Consider the following 18,895-nt stretch of genomic DNA (forward strand, 5'->3'; position numbering starts at 1 on the left):
AGGTTGCCGTCGTTCCGTTTCCCCGAGCCGCCGACCCGAACCGGACGTGCGTACTCCACGCATCCGGCTCTCCACGTGTCTTGCCCTGCGGTCAGCCGGTTCCGGCTGCCGAGTCGATGGTCCACGGAGTCGGGATACGTGCTCCGCGGTAGCGATAGCGTTCGATCATGACGCTGGATGCGCCGAGGAACGCGATCTCGCCGTCGGCGAACCGCCACCCCTGATCACAGAATCTCTTCAACTGGCTGCCGGGGATGCTGCGTTTACGGCGGAGCCAGATCGCAAGACGGCGCCACGTGTGGTGGTCGACCGTGTTGAAGGTCCGCTTCGCCGAGCCGTGGTGGAAGTAGTACGCCCACCCTCTCAGGGTCCGGTTCAGTCCGGTCAGGAGCTGGGCCAGACTCTGGTTCTGGGGTGTTTCTGTAGGTCCGCTTCGAGACCCGGTCCTTGATGGCCTGCACGGCCTTCTTCGAGGGCCGGGTGTAGACGTATCGCTTGTTCGTGCCACGTTTCCGCTGGCGGCGGATGTGGTGGCCGAGAAAGTCGAAGCCGTCGTCGATGTGGACCACACGGGTCTTCTCGGCGGAGAGCCGCAGTCCGAGCGGGTCCAGGACCTCGGCGACCTGCTCGCGCAGGACCTCGGCCCGCTGGGACGGACCGCTGACCAGGACGACGAAGTCGTCCGCGTAGCGGATCAGGCGTCAGTTCCCCGTGCCCGTCTTGCGGCGCTTCTCCCGCTGGTACTTGCCGCTCATCAGACTCTGCCACTGGGCGTGGAAGTACTCGTCCAGCGCGCCGAGCGCGATGTTGGCAAGCAGCGGGGAGAGAATCCCGCCCTGAGGAGTGCCGGTGAGGGAGTCCTTGGCGATGCCGTGGTGCATGACCCCGGACTTCAAGAACGCCTTCACCAGATCCAGGACGCGTTTGTCGGAGATCCGGGCTCGCAGCCGGTCCATCAGCGCGACGTGATCGATGTTGTCGAAACACGCCTCGATGTCGGCCTCCAGAACCACTTCGTAGCCCCGTTGAGCCAGGTAAACGATCTCTGCGATCGCGTCATGAGGCCGGCGGTTGGGCCGGAACCCGTAGGAGACCGGCAGAAAGTCGGCCTCGAAGACGGGTTCCAGGACCGCCTTGAGCGCGGCTTGCACGACCCGGTCCTTGACGGTCGGAATGCCGAGATCACGCATCTTCCCGTTGGACTTGGGGATCTGGACCCGCCGCACCGGCGCGGGACGATACGTCTGCGCCTTGAGCTCGCCCTGATCTCCATCAGGAACGGCTGCACTCCCTGACCGGTCTCGATCGCGGCCGCAGTAGGCCCGTCGATGCCGGCCGTCTTCGCCCCGGTGTTACCCGCGACCCTGTGGCAGGCGTCGATCAGGTACCCCGGGTCGCAGACCAGGTTGTACAGGTCATCGAATCGGCGCGTGGCATCAGCCCGCGCCCACTGGTGCAACTTGAACTGCATCTTCCGGTCCGGGATACCCGGCCGCCAGCCGGTGGCCGTCCCGGCCCCGGTATTCACCGGGGCGTCTTGGGACATTGCAGTTCCCTCCTTGTCTGACACGCTGCCGTACTTCCCCGTGTGACCGGCTCTCCCGGCCTAGGAGTACTACGGCGGCTCCGCCCCGTCCACGCCCTTCGGCCGGCAACGCGCCTATCCCATCCCGCACCGCCGGCGGCGGCCCGGACTGGGAGCGGACATGGACGGTTCCCACGTTCACCGCTGATCGATCGACGGGTGAGGTGCCCGGCTATGCCCCTGCGGCCTCGCCACGACTACGCCGTAGACCTTCGTCGTGGCCTCCCGGACCCAGCAGGGGAAACCGGCCCGGAAGTTCACCGACAGTCACCGCCCTGGTGGGGCGGGGAGCCGTCGGATACGCGCCGCCAACCAGCCCGTATTCACCGGATTGGGTGAGCTGGCACGCTATCGAGAGGCGTAACAACACCGGTTCCTCGCGTACACCTTCCCGTCTCGCTCACCGGGCCCGGCCCATCCGGCGATACTGAACCGGCCCGACTTCTTCACGACTGCTTGCCGCCCTACCCGGCGTTCCTCCAGGTCAGGCTGTCGTCAGCTTCTCCTGCCCGCTACGACGGGCAGGCGGCGGAGTCCTTTCACCTCCGCTCGATCACACGGCGCCTCGTGGCGCACCCCCTCGTAGCGTGGAGTCCGTGACAGCAGGGGATGTTGGTTGTCATGGCGGAGAAGCGTCGCAGGTTCCCGGCAGAGTTTCGTGAGGGGGCGGTACGCATCGTGATGGAGACCGGGAAGACGGTCCCTGAGGTCGCGGAGGACCTGGGGATCAACGAGGCGACGCTGGCGAGCTGGGTCTCGCGGGCGGAGCGGGCCGAGAAGGCCATGCCGGAGGACAAGGATGCGTTGATCGCCCGGCTGACCGCGGAGAACGCGGCGTTGAAGAAGGAGAACAAGGAACTGGGGATGGAGCGAGATGTCCTCAAACGCTGCATGGTCCTGTGGGTGAAGTAGCTGCGGCGGACCCGGCCGCCGTGGCCGGGGTGATCAGCGACAACAGGACCGAGCACGGTATCCCGCACACCGTCTCGTGCCGCGCCCTCGGCGTGAGCGAGTCATGGTTTTACAAGTGGCGCGATCGCCCACCCACCGGACGTGAACTGCGGCGCCAGCGGCTGATCGGTGAGATCAAGGAGATCTTCACCGAGTCCGGGGGTACCTACGGATCACCGAAGATCTTCCGTGCGACCTGCTCTCCCGGCGCCTGCTCGGCTACGCGATGGGCGCCCACCACGACGCGGACCTGGTCGTGGCCGCGCTGAACATGGCAGCGGCCACCCTCGGCGGTAACGTCCGCGGTGTGATCTTCCATTCGGACCGCGGTAGCGAGTACGGCTCGCGGAAGTTCGCCCGTGCCTGCCGTCGACTGGGAGTGACGCGGGCCATGGGCCGGGTCGGCTCATGCTTCGACAACGCCGTCAGCGTGGGGGTACCTCCCGGCCGAAGGCTGGGGGAGCGTTCAACAGCGTCCTCAAGGTCGAGTACGTCCACCGTCACACTTTCCGTACCCGCACCGAGGCCCGGATCAGGGTCGCTACCTGGATCGCCGACTTCTACAACACCCGCCGGCTACAAAGCGTGTGCGGGTTCAAGAGCCCGATCGACTACGAGAACGAGTACGGGGCGGGCCTCACCGTGGGACTGGCTGCATAGGAAGTACTCCACAGTTCGAGGGGATTGACACGAGCTCGGCGTCCGCGCGGGCGGAAGTCTCCCAGGCCACCACTCGCCGCGAGAGCGCATCCCGGATCGCCGACAGCCACAGTGGGCCCTCGCCGGTGGGGATCATTGTCAGGTCGGTGATCCACGGCCGGTTCGGCGCGGGCGCGGTGAAGTCGCGGCCCACAAGGTCCGGGGCGAGGGTGGCCTTCGGGTCGCGGCGGGTGAAGCTACGACCCTTGCGGCGTGGGCTGGTGCCCGCGAGATCGCCCTCGCGCATCAACCGCTCGACCCGCTTGCGGCCCACGGCGACACCCTCACGCTTGAGGACGGCATGGACGCGTGGCGAGCCGTAGATCCCGCCGAAGTCCGCGTGGACCTGCCGGATTTGCTCGGTCAGCTCGACATCCTGCCGGCGCCGCCTGCACGGCTCCTTCTCGGCACGACGCCAGCGGTAGTAGGTGGAGGAGGGGATGTGCAGTTCCCGGAGAACAGGCTCGCCCCCCAGATGCGGGTGCTCGTCGAGGAGAGCGGTCACCTGGGCCGGGTCGGGTCGGTGAAAGTCGGCCCGGGGCGCGGTTCCGGCCTTTCGACCGGCCCGTTTCCCCGGACCGCTTCCCGAACACGGCGGGCACCTCTCAATGCACCGGGCTCTCCACAAGTCCCGAAAGAGGCTACGTGTTGGATATTCTCATACGGTGGAAGGCGAGGGTGCCGGGATAACGGATCCCCGATAGCGGTAACGGGTTGTGCTTACCTTCTCGGGATCGAACAGCTCTCTGTTTTCGCTGACGGGCCACCATCCGCCGCTGCAATAGCGGTTGCGGAGTTCCTTCCAGGTGGACTGGCGGTGTTTGCGTCGCATCCATCGCCATACCGTCTGCCACACATAGTGGCTCAGATAGGCGAAGGTCGCGGAGGACACCCCGGGCCGGAAGCAAGCGCGCCAGCCCCGCAGCGCCATATTCAATCGGCGCAGCAGGTCATCCAACGGTTGGTTCACTTCAACCTCTCGGCATAGCGCCTTGACCTTCCACTTTACAGCCCGAACGGCCTTCTTGGCGGGGTAGGTATAGACGTAGTGCTGACTGGTTCCTCTCTTGCGGTGGCGCTGGACGTGCCACCCGAGGAAATCCAGCCCTTCCTCGATATGGATGATCAGGGTCTTTTCCGGCGACAGGCGCAGACCCATCGGGGACAAGACCTCTGCGATCTCCTCGCGCAGGGCGAGTTCCTCACGCTCGGCGGTGCTGAGCCGGTCGTCGCGCTCGCCGGCGTCCGGCTCAGCCTGGCGGATCCAGCCGCGCAGGGCCTCAGGATGCACACCAAGCTCGATAGCCAGCTGCTCGATCTGCGGCTTGGGGTCGGAGTCGCGATACATCCGCACCGCACGCTCACGCAACTCCAGCGGGTACGTTCTGGGAGCCGCCATGGTCACAAGTCCTCTCATGAGTCCCACCTGACCTGGCGTCATCTTCCCTCGCATCTCGGGAGAACCTCACCTCCTCGGTGGCGGACGCTGAGGCGTACCGGGACATGGGCGAACGCCGCGCGATCGAGGCGCTGCTCGACCCCTGAGCCGAAGGGCGGCCCATCCGGGGTTCATCTTCATGACCCAGCCATGCCCGGTCGGTTTGGCGGCGGGTGCCACGCCGCCGCTGTCGTGTGTGGGGGCATGGCCAACCGACTCGCCCAGTCCCAGTCTCCCTACCTCCGGCAGCACGCCGACAACCCGGTCGACTGGTTGCCCTCGTCGCCGGAGGCGTTCGCCGAGGACAGACGACGGGACGTGCCCATCCTGTTGAGCGTGGGCTACGCGAGCTGCCACTTGTGCCAGTGTTGAATGCATAAAGCCAGGTAGCCCCACCACCGCAGCCGATACAGGTATGGCGCGAAGGGCTATCGTGCGCCTTCACCCACATCAGGATGCCGCTTCCCTCGTCCCGCTCCCCGGACGCCTTGGCGATACCGATCGCCGCGACCCGCTCCACGAGCTCCGGGCCCTGCTCGCTCTCTTCAGCTTCCGCGTCCGCCATGGAAGGGTTCCCCTTTCCATTGTGCCGTCGTACAAGGGGCGCCCGCGCAAGGGGCCACGGGGGAAGGCGAAATCTGACCGGCGTGCTCTACGGCGGCAGGGCAAGGCCCCGCAACAGTCCCTGCACCAGACTGACCTACGGGCTCACAGCCCGAACGAGTTACCCGAGTCGGCGAGCGGGCGCCAAGATCACGTTTTCACGCCGGCAAGGCGTCCCCGCAAGGGCCAGAAGGACTGACGCTTTCCCCATCGGTGGCCCTGGCTGGAAGCCCTGGAGGCCCCTGGACAGCCGTCGGCCACCGCCTGCGCTCCTAACCCACTGGATCAACTGCCCGCCCACGACTCGAAGGACCTCGGGGAACCCGCCACCGGACCGGCCATCCAGCAACCAGACCTGCCAGAAACCCGAAAAACCATCCGACAACCAAGCAACAAGCCCGATCAGCATTCACGCCGTGAATCCAGGCTCAGAGGTCACCGGGCCAGTCGGCGTCCTCGCTTAGTAGGGCGCGGGCCAGGGACCGGTAGAAGAGGAGGACCCCGGGCTCCTTGGGGGAGAGGTGGCCCCGCTCGGCGAAGCGGGACCCGGCGCCTCGCTGGACCGCCTCCAGGCCCCGGCGGTCCTCGCCGTTGATCACTGCGGCGTAGGCCTCCGCCTCCTTCCGTACGGTCTCCCGGTCCTGTCCCTCGATCATGGCGGCAGGCATCAGGACCCCGCCCCGGACCGTGGTGCGGTCGATCGCCGAGGGGATGAGACTGAGCCAGATGACCATGTCGCCGGAGGCGGCGAGGCTGCCCGAGGGGAAGACGAAGAAGCCGTACAGATGGGCCCGTTCCTCCTCGGTGAGGTCCAGGGCGACGGGCTCCAGCGGGGCTGAGTACCGCACCCGCATGCTGTCGGCCCACGGCGAGTCCGCCCGGACACTCGTCTCCGCGCCGCCGGGCGTGGTCGGCTGCAGGGTCTCCGAGTGGAAGCCCATGACGTGGTAGTTCTCGTGGGCGTTCTCGACGGCGACCTTCCAGTTGCAGCGCCACTCCTCCGTCCACCCCGCGACCTGGGTCAGCTCCGGCAGACGGTAGTTGGCCAGGTCCTCGTCGATCCGCCGCAGATGGGGACCCAGGGGCTCAGCCGAGGCGTCGAGGTTGACGAAGACGAATCCGTGCCACTCCTCCACCGCGAACCGCGGCAGATGACACGCCGACGGATCGAACGCCGGGTTCCGCTTCATGTGGGTGGCTCCGACGAGCCGGCCGTCGAGCCCGTACCGCCACAGGTGGTACGGACAGGTGAACACGTCCGTACGGCCCGAACCCTCTTCCACCACCGGCATCAGCCGGTGCCGGCAGACCGGCGACATCCCGCGCAGCGCCCCGTCCTCGCCGCGGACCACCACCACCGGCTCGCCCGCGACCGACAGGGACACATAGGCCCCGGTCTCCGCCAGCTCGTCGGCGTGCGCCACCAGCACCCAGGAACGTCCGAACACCCGCTCCCGCTCCACCTCCCACAGCCCGGGCGAGGTGAACGCAGCGGGTGGCAGGCTCAACTCCTCCGCGTCCGGCCCCAGATACCGCTCCAGCTCCGCCACGATCTCCCCGACGTCCACGTCGGCCCTCCGCTCGTTCCGGCTCTCGTCCCGGGTCTCGTTCCGGTCCGGCCGAGGGTGACCGCGCGTCCTGGTGAATCGGTCGCCACCCAATCGACACGCCGTCGCCGCCGTCTCCACCCGTCCTGGGCGATTTCTCCAGCGCCCCTTCCGACGATCCGTCCATGTACGGCGCTGACCTCACCGAGATCCACGACCTGATCCACGAGAGCCGCGGCAAGGACTACGGGGCCGAGGCGCACGAGCTGACCCGGCGCGTGCGCCGGCTACAGCCCGACGCGCGCTCCCTCCTCGACGTGGCCTGCGGCACCGGCGCGCACCTGCGCCACTTCGCCGGGCTCTTCGACGCCGTCGCGGGCCTCGAACTGTCCGAGCCCATGGTCCGCGCCGCGCGCCGGGCGCTGCCGGACGTCCCCGTGCACGTCGGCGACATGCGGGCCTTCGACCTGGACGCCCGGTTCGACGTGGTCACCTGTATGTTCGGGTCCCTCGGCTACGCGACCACCAAGGCCGAACTCCACGCCACCCTGGCTGCCTTCGCCCGGCACGTGACACCGGGGGGAGTGGTGGCCGTCGACCCCTGGTGGTTCCCCGAGACGTACCTCGACGGGCACGTCTCGGCGGACGTCACCACTGTGGCGGGCCGTACCGTCGCCCGGGTCTCGCACTCCGCGCGCGACGGGGAGGCGTGCCGGATGGACGTGCACTACGTGGTGGCTGACGCCCACGCGGGCGCCCGGCACTTCACCGAGACCCACCGCATCTCCCTCTTCGCCCGTACGGCCTACGAGGCGGCGTTCCGGGCCGCCGGGCTCGCCGTCGAGTACGTCCCCGGTCCGCACTCGGGCCGGGGCCTCTTCCTCGGAACCGCCCCGCAGGACCGGACCTCGTGAAGTCCGGGCCCGCCGGGCCCGGCCCCGGGGGACCGGTCCCCGAGAACCCCCGCAATCCACCCGACGACACCTGCCTGGGGGCAGCATGCGCGTACTGTTCGTGACTTCTCCGGGCCTCGGCCACCTCTTCCCGACCGTCCCCCTCGCCCAGGCCTTTCGCGCGGCCGGCCACCGGGTCCGGTACGCCACCGGCGGGCTCAGCCTGGCCGCCGCCGAGGCGGGGTTCGACGTCGTGGACGTTACCCCGGGCCTCGACTACCTGCCCGTCTACGTGCCCCAGGAGCCTGGGGCCGACAGCACGGCCGACCACCCCATGTTCGCCGAGGACCCCGAGGACGCCGAACTGGCCACGCTCTTCGCCCGGGTCTCCGGGGTCATGGTGGACGGTGCCCTGGCGGCGGCCCGGGAATGGTCCCCCGACCTGGTGGTCGCCCCGCCCCTCCAGGGCACCGGCCGGCTGCTTGCCGCCGCGCTCGGCGTGCCCCTGATCGAACCCCGGCTCGGGTCGTACGACAGCGGCGCCCGGCTCCGTTCCCTGCTCCGGGCCGGGATGGAACCCCACTGGGCCCGGCACGGCGTCACCGGCGAACCCCCGGAGACGGTCCCTCTGACCGCCCTCCCACCGAGCCTCACCGCCCTCCTTCCCGAGGACCGCAGGACCCCCGAGGCCCGGCCGGTACGCCCGCTGCCCTTCAACGGCGGGGCCGTGCTCCCCGGCTGGCTCGCGGGGACCCCCCGTCTGCCGCGCATCGCCGTCACCCTCGGCACCATCGAGGCCCAGTGGGGCGGCCTCGCGATCCTGGGGCCGCTCATGGATGCGGCCCGGGGTGTGGACGCCGAGTTCATGGTCACGCTCGGCGGCGGCGACCCGGCCCTGCTGGCCGACGTACCGCCCAACGTCCGGCTGGTCGACTGGGCCCCGCTCGACCTGCTCCTCGACACCTGCGCCGCGATCATCCACCACGGCGGCAGCGGGACCATGCTGACGGCCGCCGCCGCCGGACTCCCGCAGTGCGTCATCCCGCGCGGCTCCTACCAGCAGACGGGCGCGGACCTGCTGCCCGCCAGGGGCATCGGGATCGTGGCCGAGCCGGGCACGCTCGGCGCCGCCGAGTGCCGGACGCTCCTCAAGGACGAGCGCCTCCGCGACAACGCCCACCGGGTCCGGGACGAGATCCTCGCGATGCCCACCCCGGCCGAGACGGTCGACGGGATCGTCGCGTCCCTCGGATGACCGCGCTCCCGCGGACCCCCACGCCGTCCCGCACGGCTTCCCACACGACCACGCCGTCCCGCACGGCCATCCGCACTGCCTCCCACACGACGAGGAAAGACGATCACATGCTGACAACCTCCGACCTGACGGAGAGCGGCCTGCCGACCCAGGAGACCCTCCGCCGCTTCCACGACCAGGGATTCGTCCACCTCCGGGCGGTGCTCTCCGCCGAGGAGGTCGCCGGTTTCCGGGCCGCCGCCGAGGAACTCCTCGCCAAGGACGGCCCGGAGATCTGGGGCGCCTCCGAGGACGAGACCCAGGTCCACTACGTCGAGGCCGCCTGGCGCAAGCACCCCGGCCTGCGCGGGCTGGCCCTGCACCCCGTGGTCACCCGGGTGGCCGAGCACCTCGCCGGCGGACCGTTGCGGCTTTACGGCACCGACGTGCTCAAGAAGGACCCCGACGTTCATCTGCCCACCGTGGTCCACGACGACGAGCCCGGCCTCCCGCTCGCCGGTCTGACCCGGACCCTGACGGCGTGGGTCCCCCTGGTGGACGTGCCCGCCGACCGGGGCTGCCTGATCTACGTCCCCGGCTCGCACCGGAGGCCCCTCGAACACCGACAGGTCCACCTGGCCGGGTTCCAGGACTACCGGCCGATGGAGGAGATCTGGCCCGACTTCCCGTTCAGCCCCCGGGTGGCCGTTCCGATGCGCGCTGGTGACGTGGTCTTCCACGACTTCCGCACCGTACACCTGGCCGGGGTCAACACCGACGGGGAACGCCGGCTGGCGTTCGCCTCCGTCTACATGGACTCCGACGCCACATACCGGCCGGGCGTCCAGGACCATCCTGTGGCTCACCTGACGCCCGGCGCGCCTGTCGACGGGGACCTGTTCCCGCTGATCGTCGCCGGTCCCGGCGCCACCCCGTGACCGTGGAGCCCATGGAGCCGGGGGAACTGGCGCGGCTGGGGGAGCGGTTGCAGCGCGAGCACGGGACGCTGTGGCTGCACCGGCTCAAGGGCGACCCGTTCGCCGCGCTGCTCTGCGACATCGACGAGGACCCGGGGCCCCTGCGCGAGCGGGTCCGGGCCGCCGGGCCGCTGTGGCGCTCCGGGCCCGGATCCTGGGTCACCGCCGACCTGGCCACGGCGGCCGCGCTGCTCGCCCACCCGGGCATCGGGCACGTGCCCGCCCTTCCGGGGGAGGCCGCCGTGACGGACGTGCGGGTGCCGGACGGTCTCGGCTCCCTCTGCGCGCGGCTGCTCGACGCGGCGGGGCCCGAGTTCGACCTGGTCACCGACGTGGCCGAGCCGCTCGCGGCGGGCGCCCTCGCCGAGGTGTGCGCGATCCCGGAGACGGACCGCGACCGGTTCGCCGAGGCCCTCGTGGCCTGCGCCGCCGCCCAGGACGCGGTGGTCTGCCCGCAGCGGCTCGCCACCACCCGGCGGCTGCGGACGGGCCTCGACGAGCTGCGGTCCCTCCTCGACGGTGCTCCCCCCGACGCGCCGGGCCCGGCGACGGTCGTCGTCGCCGCCCGTACCGGCGCCGACCTCGTCGTCCGGACCGCGCTGCGGGCGCGGTTCCCGCTCTCGGCCCGCGAGGCCGGGCGGACGGCCGTGGCCGCCCTGAGCGACGAGCCGCCCGGGTGGGTCGTGCCCCTGGTGGCCCATACCGACTTGGAGGTGGCGGGCGCACGGATCGCCGCGGGCGAGCGGCTCGCGATCCTGCCCGACGGCGGTCCGGGAGCGGTGACGGCTCCCGCCCACCGCGTGCCCGCCCCGTTCCACCACGCCCTCGCCGAGGCCGTCCTCGCCGCGCTCGCGGACCGGTACGCCCGACTGCGCCCCGTCGCGCCCGTGGTGCGCCGCGCCAGAGCCCCGCTGACCAGGGGCCCGGCCCGTGCCCTGGTCAGGGCCACGACCGCCCCGACGGCCCTGACAACGGCGGCCACTGCGACCGCCGGCCGCGGAGCCGCCGAGACGACCACCCCGACGACGGCTGACCGCAGGGCGGCCACGACGACCACCTCGACGGCTCCCCCGAGGGCGACCGCGTCCCTGGCGGCGGCCGCCCTCGAGGCGGGAACAGGAGGAGCGCGATGAAGGTTCTGTTCACCTCGCTGGAGGGCAGCCACTTCCAGCTGCTAGCCCCGCTGGCGTGGGCGCTGCGCACCGCCGGCCACGAGGTGCGCGCCGCCTGCGTCCCCGGTGTGGTGGAGACCGTCACCCGGTCCGGGATCACCGCCGTCCCGATCGAGAGCCCTCCGTGGTACGAGTCGCTGGGTGCGTTCCACCAGGACGCCATCGCCCACTTCGGCACCGCCGACCAGGACCGGGAGCCGGACCGCGAGGAGACCTGGGAGGAGCAGCTCGGCTACGAGAGCGTCATCGTCCCCGCCCTCAACTCCCGCCTGAACTCGGACACGATGATCGACGAGCTGGTCGCCCTCGCCCGGCACTGGCGGCCCGACCTCGTCATCTGGGAGACGCTCTGCCTGGCGGGCCCGGTCGCCGCCCTCGCCGTGGGCGCGGCCCACGCCCGTCTGGTCTCCGGGCCCGAGCTGGCCATGCAACTGGGCACCCGGCGCACCTTCCTGCGGCTCGCCGCCGAGCAGGAGCCCGAGCACCGCGAGGACCCCACGGCGGAGTGGCTGGACTGGACCCTCGAACGCCTCGGCGCCGGGGCCCGGTTCGACGAGTCCCTGCTCACCGGCCAGTGGACCGTCGACACCCGGCCGGCGAGCCTCCGCGAGGACCTGGGCATCCCGACCGTCCCGGCCCGCTACATCCCGTACAACGGCCGTGCGGTCGTGCCCCGTTGGCTCCGCGAGTCGCCTCTGCGGCCCCGGGTCTGCCTGACCCTGGGGGTGAGCATCGACAGCGGGTACGGGCTCTGGGACCTCGACACGGTCCTCATCGGCATGCTGGGCGCGCTCGGCGAGCTCGACGTGGAGGTCGTCGCCGCGCTCTCGGCGCGGCAGCGCGCCCATCTGCCGCCGCTCCCGGACACCGTGCGGGTGGTGGACCACGTACCCATGCACGACCTGCTGCCGACGTGCGCGGCCGTGGTGCACCACGGCGGGTACCAGACCAAGGCCACCGCCGAGTTCCACGGCGTCCCCCAGGTCCTGCTCACCGGCTGGGAGTGGGTCACCGAGTCCATGGGCGTCGACTACGAGAAGCAGGGCAACCTCCTGTCCCTCCCGCTGCGCGAGTTCACCGCCGACCGCTTCCGCGAGAAGGTCGCGCGCGTCCTAGCGGAGCCGTCGTTCGCGGCGCACGCGCGACGCCTGCGGCAGGAGATCGAGGAGATGCCGACACCCAACGAGGCCGTCGCCGAGATCGAACGGTTCACGGCCCGGCACGGAAAGGAACGGCGAGGAGCATGACGCTCACGGATCTCGTGGCGGAGCTGGCGGAGTACCTGGAAGCGGACGCCCCCGAGGTGAGCCTGTCCCCGGCGGCCTTCACCTCTCCCGAGTTGTGGGAGGCGGAGCGGGAGCGGGTCTTCGGACGGACCTGGCTGCTGGTGGCCCACACCGACGAACTGGCCCTGCCCGGGGCGTCCTTGACGGTCGCGCCGGGCGGCCGGCCCGTCACCGTGTCTCGAGGCGAGGACGGGGCGCTGCGCGCGCGGTCGGCCCTGGGCCTGCACCACCCGGCGCCCGCCGTGGAGGAGTGGCGGGGGTTCGTCTTCGTCAATCCCGACTCGGACGCCGAGCCGCTGGCGCCCCACCTGCGGCGGACCGGCGAGGAACTCGACGCCTACCGGCTGCCGGAGATGACGCGGATCGCCGGCTGGACCGAGGAGTGGCAGTGCAACTGGAAGATCGCGGTCCAGAACGCCCACGAGAACTACCACGCCATGGGACTCCACCCCACCACCGTGGCGCTCATCACCCCGCCGGGCGGTGCCATGGAGGTGCGCACCGAGTCGCCCTGGGTGACCCGGCTCCTCAGCCCGTTCCGCGAACCCCTAGCGGCCACCGAGCTGCCGCTCTCCGCCGAACAGCGGGCCACCATGTACAACTGCGCCGTCTTCCCGTGCAGCAGCCTGGCGGCCTTCGGCGACTCCGTCGTCTGGATCAGCATGATCCCGCTGGCCATCGACCGCATCGAGGTCCGCGGCGGGGTGGTCATGCACCCCTCCGCCCTCGACGGCCAGGACCGCGGCGCGCTCCGCGAGCAGAACGAGGAGAGCGCCGCGGTGGTCAACCGGGAGGACCGGCTCGGCATGGAGGCCGTGCAGCGGGTGGTGAGCTCCCGCTTCGCGGAGCGCGGTCACCTCTCCCCGAAGGAGCCGGGGGTCACCGCCTTCTACCGGAGTCTCGCCCGCGCGCTCGTCACCGGCTGACGCCTCCCGCCGCTTCGCGGCCCTGGTTGTCGAAGGCCACCGGGTCGAAGCCGCCGACCCCCGCCAGCGGGATGATCTCGAAGCGGAGGTGCGGGCTCAGAGGGTTCCCGTACAGCAAGGAGTTCAGCTCCTCGTGCGAGTCCACCTCGTAGATCAGCAGGCCGCCCGAGGCGCCGACGCGGATCCAGTTGTGCAGGACGACTCCCTTGTCGACCAGTTCCTTGACGTACGCGAACCCCTCCGGCAGCCGCCGCCGGAACTCGTCGGCGGGGATTCCGGTGGGGGACTGGGTGGCGAGGACAGCGAACAGCGCCATGGTTCCTCCAGCGTTCGGGATCTCGAGGCCCGAGTCTCGGCCGCCCCGGTCACCGACCGGTCGACGACCGATGGAGCCGGTCGCGGGCCGCGACCAGGGACCGTCGTCGGATGTTCGACCCGCGCCGGACAGGCTCGGTCCCGTGAATCTCCTGGTCACCGGAGCGGCCGGCTTCATCGGCTCGGCCTACGTCCGCACCCTGCTGTCCGAGGATCCGGCCGTCCACGTCACCGTGCTGGACCGCCTGACCTACGCGAGCACCATCGACAACCTCGACACCTCCCACCCCCGACTGCGCTTCGTGCACGGGGACATCTGCGACCCCGTCCTGGTCGACCGCCTGATGGCCGCGGCCGACCAGGTGGTTCACTTCGCCGCCGAATCGCACGTGGACCGCTCCATCTCCGGCGCGGACCCCTTCGTCCGCACCAATGTGCTGGGCACCCAGACGCTGCTCGACGCGGCCGTGCGCCACGGCGTCGGCCCCTTCGTCCACGTCTCGACCGACGAGGTCTACGGCTCCATCCCCGAAGGGGCCTGGACCGAGGAGTGCCCGCTGAGCCCCAACTCCCCCTACGCGGCATCCAAGGCCGCCTCCGACCTACTCGCCCTGGCCCAACACCGTACGCACGGGCTCGATGTACGGATCACCCGCTGCTCCAACAATTACGGGCCGCGCCAGTTCCCCGAGAAGCTGATCCCGCTCTTCGTCACGAACCTGCTGGACGGCGAGCACGTACCGCTCTACGGCGAGGGCACCCACGTACGCGAGTGGGTGCACGTCGAGGACCACTGCGCCGGCGTCGACCTGGTCCGCACCCGGGGCCGGGCCGGGGAGGTCTACCACCTCGGCGGCGGCACCGAACTCACCAACCGCGAACTGACCGGGCTGCTCCTCGGCGCCTGCGAGGCCGGACGGGACCGCGTCCTGCGGGTGCCCGACCGCAAGGGCCACGACCTGCGCTACGCCCTCGACGACGGCAAGGCCCGCGCCGAGCTCGGCTACCGGCCCCAGCACGTCTTCGCCGACGGCCTCGCGGCCACCGTCGCCTGGTACCGGCGGAACCGCGACTGGTGGGAACCGCTCAAGCGTCGCCTGCGCGAACCGCTGGACGCGGCGGGCCGGACCGCGCGATGAGATGGCTGGTCACCGGCGCCGGAGGGCTCCTCGGCCACGAGGTGACGGCGGCGCTGGCGGCCGAGGGTACGGACGCGGTCGGCCTGGACCGGCGGGCCCTGGATGTCATCGACCCTGACGCGCTCGCCGCCGCCTTCGCGCGGCACCGCCCCGGCCTCGTGGTCAACTGCGCCGCCTACACGGCCGTGGAGGTCGCCGAGACCGACGCAGACCGGGCCTTCCGCGTCAACGGCGACGGCCCCCGCCACCTCGCGGCCCTCTGCGCCCGCCACGGCGCCCGGCTGCTGCACCTCTCCACCGACTACGTCTTCCCCGGCGACGCCGACTCCCCGTACCCCGAGAACCATCCCACCGCCCCCCGCAACGTCTACGGACGGAGCAAACGGGCGGGCGAACGGGCCGTCCTCGGCCTCCTGCCGGACCGGGGCGCCGTGGTCCGCACCGCCTGGCTCCACGGGGAGCACGGACGCAGCTTCGTCCGCACCATGACCGAGCGGGCGCGGGGCCACGGACCGGTGGACGTGGTGGCCGATCTGGTGGGGCAGCCGACCTGGGCGGCCGACGTGGCGCGCTCCCTCCTCGCCCTCGGGCACGCCCCGGAAGCCAGTGGCGTCTTCCACGCCACTAACGCGGGCCGGGCCAGCTGGTACGAGCTGGCCCGCGAGGTCTTCCATCTGGTGGGCGCCGATCCCGACCGGGTACGGCCGGTGCCCGCCGCGGCCTTCGGTGGCCGCGCGCCCCGGCCCCGGTGCACGGTGCTCGGCCACGACCGGTGGCAGGAGGCGGGCATCCCGGCGCCCCGGCACTGGCGCGAGGCCCTGGCCGAAGCCATGGGCCGGATCGGCTGATCCCGCGCGGCTGATCCGGCGCGCTTGATCCGGCTCAGCCGCGCGATCGGTGACGTTTGGTCAGTTCCTCCAGGACCGGGACCAGTTCGGAGGGCGAGGGCGCGGCCCGGATCTCGTCCCGCAGCCGGGCCGCGTTCTTCGCGTACGAGGGCTCGTCGAGCACCCGTGTCACCAGCTCGCGCAGCTCCGCCGGGCGCAGCGGACCGGCCCCGGGCGGGCGCAGTCCGGCGCCCGCCCGCTCGATCAGCTCCGCCCGGGGTTGGATGTCCCACAGGTCGTTCGGGACGACGACAGAGGGGACGCCGTGCGCCAGCGCGTTCTGCGCGGTGCCGAAGCCGCCCTGGTGCACGATCGCGGAACAGAACGGGAGCAGCGCGTCCAGCGGCACGAAGTCCACCACCCGCACGTTCTCGGGAACTCGCCCGACCGCGGCCAGCTGCCCGGCGTCGAGGGTCGCCACCACCTCGGCGTCCAGCTCGCCGAGCGCCTCCAGGAGGGCCGGCACGGAGGCCTGGTCGCCGCCCATCACCTCGCGGAAGGACAGCCCGAGGGTGAGACAGACCCGGCGCCCGGCCAGCGGCTCGCGCAGCCACTCCGGCACCACGGACCGCCCGTTGTAGGGGACGTGACGGACGGGCACCCACGGCAGGCCGGTGGGCGGGCGCAGCGAGGCGGGGGTGGGGTCGACGGTCCACTGGCCGGTCACCAGATCCTCCGTGAACCCGCCGCCGTACCGGGCCGCCGTCCAGCCGAGCCACTCGGCGAGCGGGTCCTCCCGCAGCTCCGGGGGCCGTGCGGCGAGTGAGGCCAGGTGCCGCTCCCGCATCGTGCCCACCAGGTCGAGTCCGTAGAGGAGGCGTGCGTGGGCCGCCCCGGAGGCGCGGGCGGCGACCGCCCCGCCCATCATCAGGGTGTCCCAGACCACCAGGTCGGGGCGCCACCGCCGGGTCAGCGCCACCAGGTCGTCCACGGTCTCCTCGGCCGAGAAGTTCTGGAAGATGGCCGAGGTCATCACCGTGAACAGCCCGTCCAGGAAGTCGGGGGTCAGCCGCTCGGGCCGGTCCTCCGCCATCCGCATCAGTTCCTGGGCGTCCGGCGGCTCCGTCAGGCGCTCGGCGGCTTTCTCCTGCCGCCGCCGCAGCTCCTCGACGGACTCGTCCTGGGCGAGCCGGGGACCCACCGGGGTCGCGGGCAGCCCGGCGGCGGTGATGGTGTCCATGAGGTCGGGCTGACTGGCGACGCGCACCTCGTGTCCGGCGGTGCGCAGGGCCCAGGCCAGCGGCACCTGGACGAAGAAGTGGGGTGAGGCGGCCAGGGTTACGAACAGCACACGCATGGCGGCGAGGCTAGGGACCGTACCTCGACACGGCCTCGACTCCCGTTGGCACGCGCAGGGTCCGGCATGTGCGGGCATCGGTGCGCGCCGGGCGTCGTCACGCGTCGGGTCGTCGTCAGCGGGTGGGCAGCCAGGCCTCATCATCGGTGGCGTGTGCCAGGACGCGCTGCAGGAGGCCGCGTAGGGTCTCGGCCTCGCCCGGGGCGAGATCGCCGAGCAGCTCTGCCTCCACCTGCTCCAGCGGCCCGTCGATCCGGGGCAGCAGATAGTGCGCGGTGTCGGTGATCTCCAGCCGGCGCGAGCGGTCGTCGGCGCCCGGGCGTCGGCGTACATGACCGGCCTCGACGAGTTCGTTGACCAGCTGGTGCACCGACTGCCGGGCGATGCCCAGCTGGCGGGCCAGCTCCGCCATGGTCAGCTCGGGTTCGAGCGAGAGCTGGATGAGCAAACCGTACTGACGTACCGTCAGGTCGTACGCTGCCAGCCGCTCGTCCACCCGGCGCGTAGCGACGTTGCTCGCCACGGCTAAGAGATAAGGGATGTGTGTCCTCAAGGCGATGTCACCTCAACCGTCAAAGGCCGCAATCTTCTCGCTCCGACCGTATGTCATGCGCCGGTTGGGTGCGGGGATCGGTGGGCGGTCACCAGTCGTTCGAGGACTGGGACGATCCCGGCGGGCGTCGGCGTCCCGAGCATCTCGGTGCGCACCCGAGCCGCCGCGCGCGCGAACGACGGGTTCTCAAGCACCCGCGTCACCATCGCGCGCAACCGGCCGGCCGTGAGCCGCTCGGGCGGACACGTCAGGGCCACTCCGGCCGCCCGGGCCTGCTCCGCGCGCGGGGTGTTGCACCACATCCGGGCCGGGACGACAACCTGCGGCACCCCGTGGGCCAGGGCGGTCAGGAAGGTGCCCGCTCCGCCGTGATGGATGATCGCCGCGCAGCTCGGCAGCAGCTCGTTCAGCGGGATGAAGTCGACCGCCCGGACGTTCGGCGGCAGCGGGCCGAGGGCGTCGAGCTGCTCGGCGTTGAGCGTGGCCACCACCTCCACGTCCAGATCGGCCACGGCCTCCAGCAGCTCGCCGACCGACACCTGGTCCTCGCCGACCACCTCCCGGAAGGAGACGCCGAGGGTGAGGCAGATCCGGCGCCGCCCGGCGGTCTCGTCCAGCCAGCCGGGCACGCTCGCCGGGCCGTTGTACGGCACGTAGCTCACCGGAACCCGGGGGAGCGAGACCGGCAGGGCGAGGGAGGTGGGCACCGGGTCGAGGGTCCACTGGCCGACCACCAGCTCCTCGTCGAAGCCGCGGCCGGGACCCTCCAGACCGTGGCGCTCCAGGACGTGCCCCAGCCACTCCTCCAACGGGTCGTCCCGCAGCTCCGGCGGCAGCCGGTCGAGGGCGGCCCGGTACCGCTCGCGCAGCAGACCGATCAGATCGAGCCCGAACATCAGCCGGGCGTGCGCGGCGCCGCTGGCGCGGGCGGCGACCGGGCCCGCGTAGGTCATGGTGTCCCAGACCACCAGGTCCGGCCGCCAGTCCCGGGCGAAGGCGACCAGGTCGTCGATCATCCGGTCCGGCACCGTGTTGCGGTGGACCAGCGGCGTCCAGGCGGCGAAGACCCCGTGCAGGTGCTCGGGCGTCAGCCGCTCGGGGCGGATCTCACCCGGATCGAGGACCCGCAGCCAGGCGTCGTCGCGCAACTCCGCCACCACGTCCGCGTCGTCGGGGTTCATCTTGGCCGCGATGTGCAAGGGCTCGCCGACCGGCACCGCCGTCAGGCCGGCCCGGGTGACGTCCTCGACGACGTCCGGCTGGGTCGCGACCCGCACCTCGTGACCGGCCGCGCGCAGCGCCCAGGCGAGCGGGACCTGAGCGGCCACGTGGGTGGCTGCGGCGAACGGCTGGAACAGGACGCGCATCGGCGCTCCTCTCTCGGACGTACGGA

The 18,895-nt window shown here is 71.4% G+C and carries 18 protein-coding genes and 3 pseudogenes; 12 read left to right on the forward strand and 9 right to left on the reverse strand.

Annotated elements, in window-relative coordinates:
- Positions 1 to 91 precede the first annotated feature (91 nt).
- Both ACZ45Z_RS13480 and ACZ45Z_RS13485 read right to left on the reverse strand, forming a co-directional pair.
- Positions 92 to 571: a group II intron maturase-specific domain-containing protein gene (locus ACZ45Z_RS13480; RefSeq protein WP_468361626.1), complete on the reverse strand. Its 480-nt coding sequence runs from the start codon at positions 569 to 571 to the stop codon at positions 92 to 94.
- Between the two features lie 13 nt (positions 572 to 584).
- Positions 585 to 1,190 (reverse strand): annotated as a pseudogene (locus ACZ45Z_RS13485) (reverse transcriptase/maturase family protein); the annotation flags it as partial.
- A 1,016-nt stretch (positions 1,191 to 2,206) separates the two neighbouring features.
- On the opposite strand from ACZ45Z_RS13485, the gene ACZ45Z_RS13490 reads away from it, so the two are divergent.
- The 3 genes and pseudogenes from ACZ45Z_RS13490 to ACZ45Z_RS13500 all read left to right on the forward strand — a co-directional run bounded on the left by ACZ45Z_RS13490 (position 2,207) and on the right by ACZ45Z_RS13500 (position 3,196).
- A complete protein-coding gene (locus ACZ45Z_RS13490) occupies positions 2,207 to 2,497 on the forward strand; it encodes a transposase (RefSeq protein ID WP_468361009.1) in 291 nt (96 codons plus the stop codon).
- Between the two features lie 265 nt (positions 2,498 to 2,762).
- Positions 2,763 to 2,888: pseudogene (locus ACZ45Z_RS13495) on the forward strand (hypothetical protein); the annotation flags it as partial.
- A 56-nt stretch (positions 2,889 to 2,944) separates the two neighbouring features.
- Positions 2,945 to 3,196 (forward strand): IS3 family transposase, encoded by a 252-nt coding sequence (locus tag ACZ45Z_RS13500; RefSeq protein ID WP_468361012.1) that lies wholly within the window; start codon positions 2,945 to 2,947, stop codon positions 3,194 to 3,196.
- Here ACZ45Z_RS13500 and ACZ45Z_RS13505 read toward each other — a convergent pair.
- Entirely contained in the window at positions 3,174 to 3,740 is a 567-nt protein-coding gene (locus tag ACZ45Z_RS13505) for an IS3 family transposase (RefSeq protein WP_468361015.1), read from the reverse strand. The two genes, ACZ45Z_RS13500 and ACZ45Z_RS13505, sit on opposite strands and share 23 nt — an antisense overlap.
- A gap of 153 nt (positions 3,741 to 3,893) precedes the next feature.
- Positions 3,894 to 4,634 carry a group II intron maturase-specific domain-containing protein gene (locus tag ACZ45Z_RS13510; protein ID WP_468361018.1) on the reverse strand — a complete coding sequence of 247 codons (741 nt, stop codon included), beginning with the start codon at positions 4,632 to 4,634 and terminating at the stop codon, positions 3,894 to 3,896.
- 243 nt (positions 4,635 to 4,877) lie between these two features.
- Between ACZ45Z_RS13510 and ACZ45Z_RS13515 the strand changes: the two are divergent.
- Positions 4,878 to 5,036 (forward strand): annotated as a pseudogene (locus tag ACZ45Z_RS13515) (DUF255 domain-containing protein); the annotation flags it as partial.
- 668 nt (positions 5,037 to 5,704) lie between these two features.
- Here the strand turns inward: ACZ45Z_RS13515 and ACZ45Z_RS13520 are convergent.
- Positions 5,705 to 6,844, reverse strand: a complete 1,140-nt coding sequence (locus ACZ45Z_RS13520; protein ID WP_468361020.1) for an aromatic ring-hydroxylating oxygenase subunit alpha — start codon at positions 6,842 to 6,844, stop codon at positions 5,705 to 5,707.
- A 164-nt stretch (positions 6,845 to 7,008) separates the two neighbouring features.
- On the opposite strand from ACZ45Z_RS13520, the gene ACZ45Z_RS13525 reads away from it, so the two are divergent.
- The 6 genes from ACZ45Z_RS13525 to ACZ45Z_RS13550 all read left to right on the forward strand — a co-directional run bounded on the left by ACZ45Z_RS13525 (position 7,009) and on the right by ACZ45Z_RS13550 (position 13,311).
- Positions 7,009 to 7,737 carry a class I SAM-dependent methyltransferase gene (locus ACZ45Z_RS13525; RefSeq protein ID WP_468361023.1) on the forward strand — a complete coding sequence of 243 codons (729 nt, stop codon included), beginning with the start codon at positions 7,009 to 7,011 and terminating at the stop codon, positions 7,735 to 7,737.
- A gap of 85 nt (positions 7,738 to 7,822) precedes the next feature.
- Positions 7,823 to 8,971, forward strand: coding sequence for a nucleotide disphospho-sugar-binding domain-containing protein (locus ACZ45Z_RS13530; RefSeq protein ID WP_468361026.1), 1,149 nt, complete (start codon positions 7,823 to 7,825; stop codon positions 8,969 to 8,971).
- A 107-nt stretch (positions 8,972 to 9,078) separates the two neighbouring features.
- Positions 9,079 to 9,888 carry a phytanoyl-CoA dioxygenase family protein gene (locus ACZ45Z_RS13535; protein WP_468361029.1) on the forward strand — a complete coding sequence of 270 codons (810 nt, stop codon included), beginning with the start codon at positions 9,079 to 9,081 and terminating at the stop codon, positions 9,886 to 9,888.
- Positions 9,889 to 9,899: 11 nt separating this feature from the next.
- Positions 9,900 to 11,060 (forward strand): cytochrome P450 family protein, encoded by a 1,161-nt coding sequence (locus ACZ45Z_RS13540; RefSeq protein ID WP_468361032.1) that lies wholly within the window; start codon positions 9,900 to 9,902, stop codon positions 11,058 to 11,060.
- Entirely contained in the window at positions 11,057 to 12,346 is a 1,290-nt protein-coding gene (locus ACZ45Z_RS13545) for an activator-dependent family glycosyltransferase (RefSeq protein ID WP_468361035.1), read from the forward strand. The genes ACZ45Z_RS13540 and ACZ45Z_RS13545 overlap by 4 nt, the downstream gene beginning before the upstream one ends.
- Positions 12,343 to 13,311, forward strand: coding sequence for an SRPBCC family protein (locus tag ACZ45Z_RS13550; RefSeq protein WP_468361038.1), 969 nt, complete (start codon positions 12,343 to 12,345; stop codon positions 13,309 to 13,311). Before ACZ45Z_RS13545 ends, ACZ45Z_RS13550 begins: the two co-directional genes overlap by 4 nt.
- On the opposite strand, the gene ACZ45Z_RS13555 is transcribed toward ACZ45Z_RS13550, so the two are convergent.
- Positions 13,301 to 13,627: a muconolactone Delta-isomerase family protein gene (locus tag ACZ45Z_RS13555; protein ID WP_468361041.1), complete on the reverse strand. Its 327-nt coding sequence runs from the start codon at positions 13,625 to 13,627 to the stop codon at positions 13,301 to 13,303. The two genes, ACZ45Z_RS13550 and ACZ45Z_RS13555, sit on opposite strands and share 11 nt — an antisense overlap.
- A 142-nt stretch (positions 13,628 to 13,769) precedes the next feature.
- Here ACZ45Z_RS13555 and rfbB point away from each other — a divergent pair, with 142 nt between their 5' ends.
- Complete coding sequence (gene rfbB / locus ACZ45Z_RS13560) at positions 13,770 to 14,765, forward strand: dTDP-glucose 4,6-dehydratase (RefSeq protein ID WP_468361044.1); 996 nt, start codon at positions 13,770 to 13,772, stop codon at positions 14,763 to 14,765.
- Positions 14,762 to 15,613 (forward strand): dTDP-4-dehydrorhamnose reductase, encoded by an 852-nt coding sequence (rfbD, locus tag ACZ45Z_RS13565; protein WP_468361047.1) that lies wholly within the window; start codon positions 14,762 to 14,764, stop codon positions 15,611 to 15,613. The genes rfbB and rfbD overlap by 4 nt, the downstream gene beginning before the upstream one ends.
- A 34-nt stretch (positions 15,614 to 15,647) precedes the next feature.
- On the opposite strand, the gene ACZ45Z_RS13570 is transcribed toward rfbD, so the two are convergent.
- From ACZ45Z_RS13570 to ACZ45Z_RS13580, 3 genes are all read right to left on the reverse strand, one after another.
- Complete coding sequence (locus ACZ45Z_RS13570; RefSeq protein ID WP_468361049.1) at positions 15,648 to 16,949, reverse strand: activator-dependent family glycosyltransferase; 1,302 nt, start codon at positions 16,947 to 16,949, stop codon at positions 15,648 to 15,650.
- A gap of 115 nt (positions 16,950 to 17,064) precedes the next feature.
- Positions 17,065 to 17,472, reverse strand: coding sequence for a MarR family winged helix-turn-helix transcriptional regulator (locus ACZ45Z_RS13575; RefSeq protein WP_468361052.1), 408 nt, complete (start codon positions 17,470 to 17,472; stop codon positions 17,065 to 17,067).
- Positions 17,473 to 17,555: 83 nt separating this feature from the next.
- Entirely contained in the window at positions 17,556 to 18,869 is a 1,314-nt protein-coding gene (locus tag ACZ45Z_RS13580; RefSeq protein WP_468361055.1) for an activator-dependent family glycosyltransferase, read from the reverse strand.
- Between the last annotated feature and the right edge of the window lie 26 nt (positions 18,870 to 18,895).

The sequence above is a fragment of the Streptomyces sp. NPDC031210 genome, assembly GCF_055570395.1.